The sequence below is a fragment of the Saccharomonospora sp. NPDC046836 genome, assembly GCF_040645195.1.
Taxonomy (GTDB): domain Bacteria; phylum Actinomycetota; class Actinomycetes; order Mycobacteriales; family Pseudonocardiaceae; genus Prauserella_A.
Map to the genome: position 1 here is coordinate 1 of NZ_JBEYXW010000084.1, position 7,645 is coordinate 7,645.

The 7,645-nt window shown below is 73.2% G+C and carries 8 protein-coding genes and 1 tRNA gene; 6 read left to right on the forward strand and 3 right to left on the reverse strand.

Annotated elements, in window-relative coordinates; all coding sequences use genetic code 11:
• Positions 1-384 precede the first annotated feature (384 nt).
• The 4 genes from ABZ863_RS34795 (at position 385) to ABZ863_RS34810 (ending at position 2,678) form a co-directional block, all read left to right on the forward strand.
• Positions 385-457, forward strand: a tRNA-Arg gene (locus ABZ863_RS34795).
• Positions 458-531: 74 nt separating this feature from the next.
• Complete coding sequence (locus tag ABZ863_RS34800) at positions 532-723, forward strand: DUF6578 domain-containing protein (RefSeq protein ID WP_023418233.1); 192 nt, start codon at positions 532-534, stop codon at positions 721-723.
• 31 nt (positions 724-754) lie between these two features.
• Complete coding sequence (locus ABZ863_RS34805) at positions 755-1,633, forward strand: DUF2797 domain-containing protein (protein WP_358193784.1); 879 nt, start codon at positions 755-757, stop codon at positions 1,631-1,633.
• Between the two features lie 334 nt (positions 1,634-1,967).
• Positions 1,968-2,678, forward strand: coding sequence for a DNA-binding response regulator (locus ABZ863_RS34810; protein WP_033953362.1), 711 nt, complete (start codon positions 1,968-1,970; stop codon positions 2,676-2,678).
• A gap of 27 nt (positions 2,679-2,705) precedes the next feature.
• Here the strand turns inward: ABZ863_RS34810 and ABZ863_RS34815 are convergent, their stop codons facing one another.
• On the reverse strand, positions 2,706-3,578 hold the full coding sequence (locus ABZ863_RS34815) for an endonuclease/exonuclease/phosphatase family protein (protein WP_023418230.1): 873 nt from the start codon (positions 3,576-3,578) through the stop codon (positions 2,706-2,708).
• Between the two features lie 126 nt (positions 3,579-3,704).
• Here ABZ863_RS34815 and ABZ863_RS34820 point away from each other — a divergent pair, with 126 nt between their 5' ends.
• Positions 3,705-5,267, forward strand: coding sequence for an MFS transporter (locus ABZ863_RS34820; protein ID WP_023422259.1), 1,563 nt, complete (start codon positions 3,705-3,707; stop codon positions 5,265-5,267).
• Entirely contained in the window at positions 5,257-6,075 is an 819-nt protein-coding gene (locus ABZ863_RS34825) for a TetR/AcrR family transcriptional regulator (RefSeq protein ID WP_358193778.1), read from the forward strand. The genes ABZ863_RS34820 and ABZ863_RS34825 overlap by 11 nt, the downstream gene beginning before the upstream one ends.
• A gap of 36 nt (positions 6,076-6,111) precedes the next feature.
• Here ABZ863_RS34825 and ABZ863_RS34830 read toward each other — a convergent pair whose 3' ends face one another.
• Both ABZ863_RS34830 and ABZ863_RS34835 read right to left on the reverse strand, forming a co-directional pair.
• A complete protein-coding gene (locus ABZ863_RS34830; RefSeq protein WP_358289802.1) occupies positions 6,112-6,573 on the reverse strand; it encodes a PPOX class F420-dependent oxidoreductase in 462 nt (153 codons plus the stop codon).
• Between the two features lie 121 nt (positions 6,574-6,694).
• Positions 6,695-7,444 (reverse strand): YceI family protein, encoded by a 750-nt coding sequence (locus ABZ863_RS34835; RefSeq protein WP_358543979.1) that lies wholly within the window; start codon positions 7,442-7,444, stop codon positions 6,695-6,697.
• Positions 7,445-7,645: the final 201 nt, after the last annotated feature.

The following is a 7,645-nucleotide window of genomic DNA, read 5'->3' on the forward strand; positions in this document are numbered from 1 at the left end:
TGGATCCGCTGGAACTGGCCGGTCACGTCAAGGCAGGCATCGACCGCAACGAACACTATATCACCCATTTACAAACCCCTCCCCCTCCGCCACACCGAACCCCCGGCCGCCCAGCGGCCGGGGCTTCGTCGTGTCCGGGGGGAAGAGCCATGCCGTGAGGGTTGCCATCCGGCGACGGACAGAAGCGGAATCCCCGCCCTAGCCCCCGCCGACGCCCCGAAACCGCCCCTGGGCCCCAGGGGTGGCACGGCGCCCCACCTCCACCCGTCTGAGCGTTTTCGCAGGTCAAAGGGGGTGGGCTAATCGGATTTCGCCTCACGCCGCAGGTGGGGTAATGTTGTCCACGCAACGCCGACCGGGGCGAAAAAAACCCGGGAAGCACAAGCACTCGTAGCTTAACGGATAGAGCATCTGACTACGGATCAGAAGGTTGCAGGTTCGAATCCTGCCGAGTGCACAGCAGGCGAGAGGCCCCCAGGAGAGATCCTGGGGGCCTCTCGTGTTGTCAGTGGTGCGGAGGACAATGGCTGTGTGACCGTGACGATCTGGATCGAGGGCCGGCAGATGCAGTGCTGTGGGCGGCGCGTTCGGTCTGGGGCTGTCGTCGAGTGGCACGTGGTGGAGGCCGGTGCCGAGGACCATGCGGATGCCGGGCGGGCGGCGGAGCGGCCGGGGGCCGGCTTCGTCGGGTGCCTGGTGACCGCCGAGCCCGTGGTGGGGTGACGGGTTGGGGTCCGTGTGGTGGTGCACCGGGATGGGGTGGCGGGAGGGGTTGCCTGTGCTCGGGTGGTGGGCCGAAGGGTGTGGGGAGCGGGGGAGTGTGTTGCGGGTCGGGGAGGGGCTGGGGTTTCGGGTGACGGGGGTGCGGCGGTGTCTCGGGGTGTGGCGGGGTGGGCGGCGGACTGCGTGTCCGGGGCGGACCGAGGTGGGGGGCGGGAGTACGCGGGCGCAGTGCGAGGAGTGCGCGCGGCTGGATCGGGCGCGGTCGGTGGCGGCGGACACCATGGCGGATGATCCGCGGGCGTATGCCGTGTATCTGGCGTGGTTCGGGCCGGGGATGGTGAAGGTCGGGATCACGCGGGAGGACCGGGGGGCGGCGCGGTTGTTGGAGCAGGGGGCGGTGGCGTTCGCCTGGTTGGGGCGGGGGCCGTTGATGGCGGCGCGGCGGGCGGAGGAGTTGCTGCGGTCGGCCTCGGGTGTGCCGGACCGGGTGTCGTACGCGCGGAAGCGGGCGGTGCGGGGGAATCTGCCGCCGGCCGGGGTGCGGGCGGCGGAGCTGGCGGAGTGGCACGGACGGGCGGTGGGGCTGGCCGGGTGGCCGGAGGCGCTGGAGCGGGCGGAGTTCGCGGTGGTGGACCACGGCGGGGTGTTCCGGCTGGCGGAGGCCGAGTGGGGCGGGGCCGGGGTGCTGGCGGGCGGGTTGCGGGACGGGGCTGTCGTGGCCGGGCGGTTGGTGGGGGCGGCCGGGCCCGATCTGCATCTGGCGCGGAAGGGGAGCCGGGGGGCCGTGCTGGTGGTCGACACGAGGCTGATGGCCGGGTGGCAGTTGGACGCGGCGCGGGAGGGGGCGGTCACCGACGGGGTGGAGGTGCGGGCGCTGGAACCGGCGCATCGGCAGGGCGGGTTGTTCTGAGAGGCGGCCCGTGCGGGCGGCCTGTTCCGGGAGGCCGGCTGGTGGGGTTGGGCTGTTCTGGGGGAGCGGCCGGTGGGGGTGGGCTGCCCGGAGGGTCTGGCCGGGCGTCCTCACGACCTGCGACGGCGACCGGTACCGCGCCGGTTCGGCTCTCCCCTGCCCGCAGCCGGCCTCGGGCCGATCAGCCCCGCATTCCCGCAGCCGGCCTCGGGCCGATCCGGCCCCTCTCAGCAGGCCCACGGGCGCGATCCGCCCCGGCCCATCCCCGCGATTCTCAGCGGAATCATAGGTTCCACTCAGTGGCCTCTCACGCCCCCCGGCCACGCTGGCGCTCATGAGCCTGACGATGGGTACGGAGCAGATCGCGGCGGCGCGGCGGGAGCCGGTGTCCGAAGGCGCGGCGCGGCGGCAGTCCGTGGCGGCGACGGAGGCCGTGCGGGTGTTGCTGGTTGCCGGGGGTGGTGACGGGCGGGCGCTCGGGGCGGCTTTGCGGGGCGAGGGGTGGTGTGTGGTGAGTGCGGGGGTGGAGTTCGTGACCGTGGCGCGGGAGTTCCGGCCCGACGTCGTCGTGCTGCACGGGATTCCGGTGGATCTGCGGGGGCGGCTCGCGCGGCTGGAGGAGGTGGTGCCCGAGGTGCCGGTGTTGTTCGTGAGCGGGGACGTGGCGCGGGCGGTCGCGCGGGTGCGGGCGCTGGTGGAGGCGGCCGGCGGGCGGGCGCCGCGGCTGGCCGTGGGGGATCTGGTGATGGATGAGGAGGCGCGGGAGGTGGCGCGGGGCGGGGTGCCGGTGCGGCTCACCGCGACCGAGTTCGAGCTGCTGCGGTACCTCATGCGCAACCCGCGCCGTGTGCTGAGCAAGGCGCAGATCCTGGAGCGGGTCTGGGGCGCGGGCGCCGGGGCGCGCGGGAACCTGGTGGAGCTCTACATCTCGTACCTGCGGCGGAAGATCGACGTGGGTGGGGGCAGGGGGGTGCCGATGATTCACACGCGGCGGGGGGCGGGGTACGTGCTGAAGGCGGCGGACCCGGGGGCAGACGCCCGCTAGGGTCCGCCGCCCCCCGGGTCAGGGGCGTCAGCGGCGGGTGAGGTGGAGGTCGGCGACGACGGGGAGGTGGTCGGAGGCGATGCCGGTGGGGGCGGTCCAGGTCCTGCGGAGGTCGATGCCCGCGCTGGTGGCGACGTAGTCGATGCGGCGGTCGGGTGCGGAGGCGGGGAAGGTCGGGGCGCCGGGGTCGGCGTCGCGCAAGGTGGTCCAGAGCGGGGCGAGTTCGGGGGCGTCGGGGCGGGCGTTGAAGTCGCCGAGGAGGAGGTGGGCGGGGCAGCGGCCCGGGCAGGGGCGGTCCATCACGCGGAGCATGTCGGCGACCTGGGCAGCGCGGACGGCGGGGTCGGGACGGTAGTCGAGGTGGGTGGCGTAGACGTCGAGGGGGATGCCGCGCACGGCGACGGTGGCCTGGAGGAAGCCGGGGGCCGGTTCGGGGAGCGGGTTCTCGCCCTGGGTGGAGAGCCGGGTGATCTCGTGGTTGCGGACGCGCAGCACGGGGTGGCGGGAGAGGACGGCGACGCCGAACTCGCGGCGCGGGGGCGTGGGGCCGGAGGCGGCGGGCTCGGGGTCGAGGCTGTAGATCGGCGCGAAAGCGACGTGCATTCCCAGCCGGTGGCCGAGTTCGCGGGCGAGATCACGCCATTGGCTGCGCTCGCCCCAGTGCACGTCCACCTCCTGGAGGCCGATGACGTCGGCGTCGAGCGAGCGCAGCGCCCGTACCTGCCGGTCCAGGTCGAAGACCTCGTCCTCGCCGGCGCCCGCGTGGATGTTGTAGGTGGCGACGCGGAGCGGGACGGGGCGCGGGGTGGCCGGATGGGCGGCGGCCGAGGCGGTCAGGACGAGCCCGATGGCCAGAAGGAGAGGTACGACATGGCGTCTCAAGGCCAGGTGGATACGCATGGTTGCCTCTTTTCCGGGTGATGGGTGAGCCCGGGAAAGGTACCGGGGAGGCAGGGGTTTTACACCGTAGAAGGAGAGCTTTACGGTGTATAAGTGCCCGACCGCCCTCTACCCAGGAGCCCCCGGATGACGGCAGCCGCCGAAAGCCCGGCCCCCGCGCCCGCCCCCGACCCGACGGACGAGGCTCAGGGGCACCCCCAGCGCTGGCTGATCCTGGGGGTGATCTGCCTGGCCGAACTGGTGGTGCTGCTCGACAACACCGTGCTGACCGTGGCCATCCCCTCGCTCACCCGCGAACTGGCCGCCTCCACCTCCGACATCCAGTGGATGATCAACGCGTACGCGCTGGTCCAGTCGGGGCTGCTGCTCACCGCGGGCAACGCCGCCGACCGGTACGGGCGCCGCAAGATGCTGCTGACCGGTCTGGTGCTCTTCGGGATCGGGTCGGTGGTGGCGGGGCTCGCCACCACCTCCGCGCAACTCATCGCGGCCCGCGCCGGGATGGGGGTGGGCGGCGCACTGCTGCTGACCACCACCCTCGCGGTCGCCATGCAGATCTTCGCCCCGCACGAGCAGGCGCGGGCCATCGGCATCTGGGCGGCGGTCAACGCGCTCGGGTTCGCGGCCGGACCGCTGATCGGCGGGGTGCTGCTCAACCACTTCTGGTGGGGCTCGATCTTCCTCGTCAACGTGCCGGTCGTGCTGATCGGGCTCGTCGCCGTGGTGGCGCTGGTCCCGGAGTCGAAGAACCCGCGCGGTGACCGGCCCGACCTCGTCGGCGCACTGCTCTCCACCGTCGGCATGACCTCGCTGGTCTACGCGATCATCTCCGGCCCCGAGCACGGCTGGAGCTCGTCGACCGTGCTGGCGGGGGCGGGGCTCGGCCTCGCCGTGCTGACCGGGTTCGTCCTGTGGGAACTGCGCGTTCCGCACCCGATGCTCGACATGTCCTTCTTCCGCGACAAGCGGTTCACCGGCGCGGTCGCGGGCGCGGTGCTCATCACCTTCGGCATGGGCGGCTCGCTCTTCCTCCTCACCCAGCACTTGCAGTTCGTGCTCGGCTACGGTCCGTTGGAGGCAGGTCTGCGGACGGCCCCGCTCGCGCTGACCGTCGTCGTCCTCAACTTCTCCGGGATCTCCGCCCGCTGGACCAAACGGCTCGGCACCCCGGCCGCGATCGGCGTCGGCATGTCGATGCTGGCCGTCGGCGTGACCTCGATCGCCCTGTTCGCCTCGGACGGGTACGCCGGGGTGCTGGCGGGCCTGCTCTTCATCGGTGTGGGCTGCGCCATCGCCAACCCGGCCATGGCGCTGGCCATCATGAGCTCCATCCCGAAGGAGAAGGCCGGCGTCGGCGCCGGGATCAACGGCACCCTCGCGGAGTTCGGCAACGGGCTCGGAGTGGCGGTCCTCGGTGCCGTGCTCAACTCCCGGTTCACGGCCCTGCTCGGGGTCGGCGCGGCCGGGTCGTTCCCGGCGGCGATGGCGGCTGCCGACTCCGGCGCGGCGCGGGAGCGGGTCACCGACTCCTTCTCGGCGGGCCTGTCCACCAGCCAGTTCGTCGGCGCCGCCGCCGTCCTCACCGGCGGTCTGCTCGCCGCGTACCTGCTGAGCCGCGCCGAGCGCGCCGCCGAGCCGGAGTCCGTACCCGCCGAGAAGACCGAGGAGGGCGCCTCCCGTGTCGCGTGAGCCCTGCCGTCCCGCCACCGGCGAACCCGCCGCAGGAGCCGGCGTACCCGGCGAGCCGCTGCCGCCACGGCCCAGCATCTGGCTGGCCGCCGCCGAGGAGCCGGCGAAACCGGCCAGGCCCGCCGCGCGGAACGGGCTCGACCGGGGGCGGATCACCGAGGCGTCGGTGCGGCTGCTGGACGCCGAGGGGCTGGCCAAGTTCTCGATGCGGCGCCTCGCGGGCGAGATGGGCGTCACCGCGATGTCCCTGTACTGGTACGTCGACACCAAGGACGACCTGCTGGAACTCGCCCTCGACGCGGCCTTCGCCGAGCTGGCGGGGGCGGGCACGGAAGGCGAGGCGGACGACTGGCGCGCGCAGTTGCGCGCACTGTCCGCCGGGTACCGCGCCCTCCTCGTCCGCCACCCCTGGGCCTCGGCGCTGGCGGGCACGTACCTCAACATCGGGCCGCACTCGATGGCGTTCGCGCGCCGGCTGCGCCAGGTGCTGGCCCGGACCGGCCTGGGACCGGAGCGGCAGCAGGGCGCCATGGAGGCCGTCTCGCAGTTCGTCTACGGCTTCGGCACCGCCGAGGGCCACTATGTCGAACGGTCGCGGGAGGCGGGGATGACGCAGGACGCCTACTTCCGCCACGCGATGGGCTCGATCCGCCGGCACCCGGGCCTGGAGGGCGATTTCACCGAGCCGGGCCGGCTGCGGGCCGAGCGCGGCGGGCACACCGTGGAGGAGATGCGCGAGCGGGACTTCGCCACCGCCCTCGACCTGCTGGTCGCCGGGATCGAGGCGATGGTGGCGCGGGAGGAGTGACGGGGCCCGCGCCCGGCGGGCCCCGCCTGCCGGGTCTCAGGCCAGCCGGGCCGGGAAGCCGCCGGTGGCGACCGGGCCCCAGCGCTCTGGGGTGATCCGGATCAGGGACTTGCCCTGCGTCAGCATGGCGGCGCGGTACTCGTCCCAGTCCGGGTGCTCCCCGGAGATCACCCGGAAGTACTCGACGAGCGGCTCGACCGAGTCCGGGGCGTCGACCACCTCGGCGGTGCCGTCGATCTGGACCCAGGGCCCGTTCCACTCGTCGCTCAGCACGACCACGCTGACCTTCGGATTCCGCTTGGCGTTGCGGGTCTTGGCGCGCTCCGGGTAGGTGGAGACGACGATCCGGCCCTCGCCGTCGACCCCGCAGGTCAGCGGGGAGGCCTGCGGGGAGCCGTCGGCACGGGCGGTGAGCAGGAGGGCCCGGTGCCGGGGCCGGACGAAGTCCAGCAGTCCGGCGCGGTCGACCCGGGTGTTGGTGGCGATGGAGGGAGACATGGCCGCACCCTACGCGGGGCTCTGCCGCCTGAGCGTGCGACGCCCGGAGCGGCAGAGATCAGCCCGGCCGGCGCTTGAGGCCATCGTCGGCCGGCACCCGGATCGAGGGCGAGCCGTGATCTCAGCCCGGCAGGGTGTCCCCCTGCACGGCCTGGATGTCCATCTCCACCCGGAGCTTCGTGCCGATCGCCGAGATCCCCGCCTGGATGACCTGGTTGTAGTTCATCGCGAAGTCCTCGCGGCGCAGTTCGGCGGTGGCGGTGAAGGCGGCGCGGGTGCCGCCCCAGGGGTCGGAGCCGGTGCCGAGGTAGCGCAGGTCGAGGGCGACCGGGCGGGAGACGCCGTGCATGCGCAGGTCGCCGTGGACGGTCCAGCGGTCCTCGCCCGCGACCTCGATGCCGGAGCTGAGGTAGGTGATCTGCGGGTAGTTGACCACGTCGAGGAAGTCCGGGGACTTCAGGTGGCCGTCGCGCATCTGGTTTCCGGTGTCGATCGAGGCGGCCTGGATGACCGCCTCCACACGGGACTTGGACCAGCCGTCCTCCCCGCCGATCTCGATCCGGGCGGTGAAGTCGGTGAACCGGCCGCGCACGCTGGAGATCCCCAGGTGCTGGGCGACCGCGCCGACCGTCGAGTGGGCCGGGTCGACCGTCCAGCTGCCGGGCGCGGGCAGCTCCGTACCGCCCTGCCGGGTGAGCACGATGGTGCCCGCGTCGGCCCTGCCGCCCGCGCCGACCAGCGCGGTGGAGGCCGAGGGGCCGTAGCCGACCGCCGTGACGATGACCGTGTACGGGCCGGGGGCCAGCTCGGCCGCCTCCTCGACCAGGCCGTCCGTGTCGGCGTCGGCACGGACGACCTGTCGTCCGGTCATGTCCGTGACGGTGACGACGGCGTGGGGCACTGCCCATCCGTCGCGGGTCCGAATCCGTGCGGTGAGTCCCATCCGGTCTCTCTCCTTGCGCAGTTCCGCTGTTCTCGGCGATGGTGTTCACCAGTTGCGGTGCGACGGCGTACGCGGCCTGAATCAAGTAGCCCTCGGGGGACCCCATGTGCGTCGGCCGGTTTTTCAACG

Excerpts from the sequence above, each read along its gene's own strand:
- ABZ863_RS34805 (WP_358193784.1), top strand. The coding sequence starts at position 755 with ATGGGGTGGCGGGAGGGGTTGCCTGTGCTCGGGTGGTGGGCCGAAGGG.
- ABZ863_RS34810 (WP_033953362.1), top strand. The coding sequence starts at position 1,968 with ATGAGCCTGACGATGGGTACGGAGCAGATCGCGGCGGCGCGGCGGGAG.
- ABZ863_RS34815 (WP_023418230.1), bottom strand. The coding sequence starts at position 3,578 with ATGCGTATCCACCTGGCCTTGAGACGCCATGTCGTACCTCTCCTTCTG.
- ABZ863_RS34820 (WP_023422259.1), top strand. The coding sequence starts at position 3,705 with ATGACGGCAGCCGCCGAAAGCCCGGCCCCCGCGCCCGCCCCCGACCCG.
- ABZ863_RS34830 (WP_358289802.1), bottom strand. The coding sequence starts at position 6,573 with ATGTCTCCCTCCATCGCCACCAACACCCGGGTCGACCGCGCCGGACTG.
- ABZ863_RS34835 (WP_358543979.1), bottom strand. The coding sequence starts at position 7,444 with ATGACCGGACGACAGGTCGTCCGTGCCGACGCCGACACGGACGGCCTG.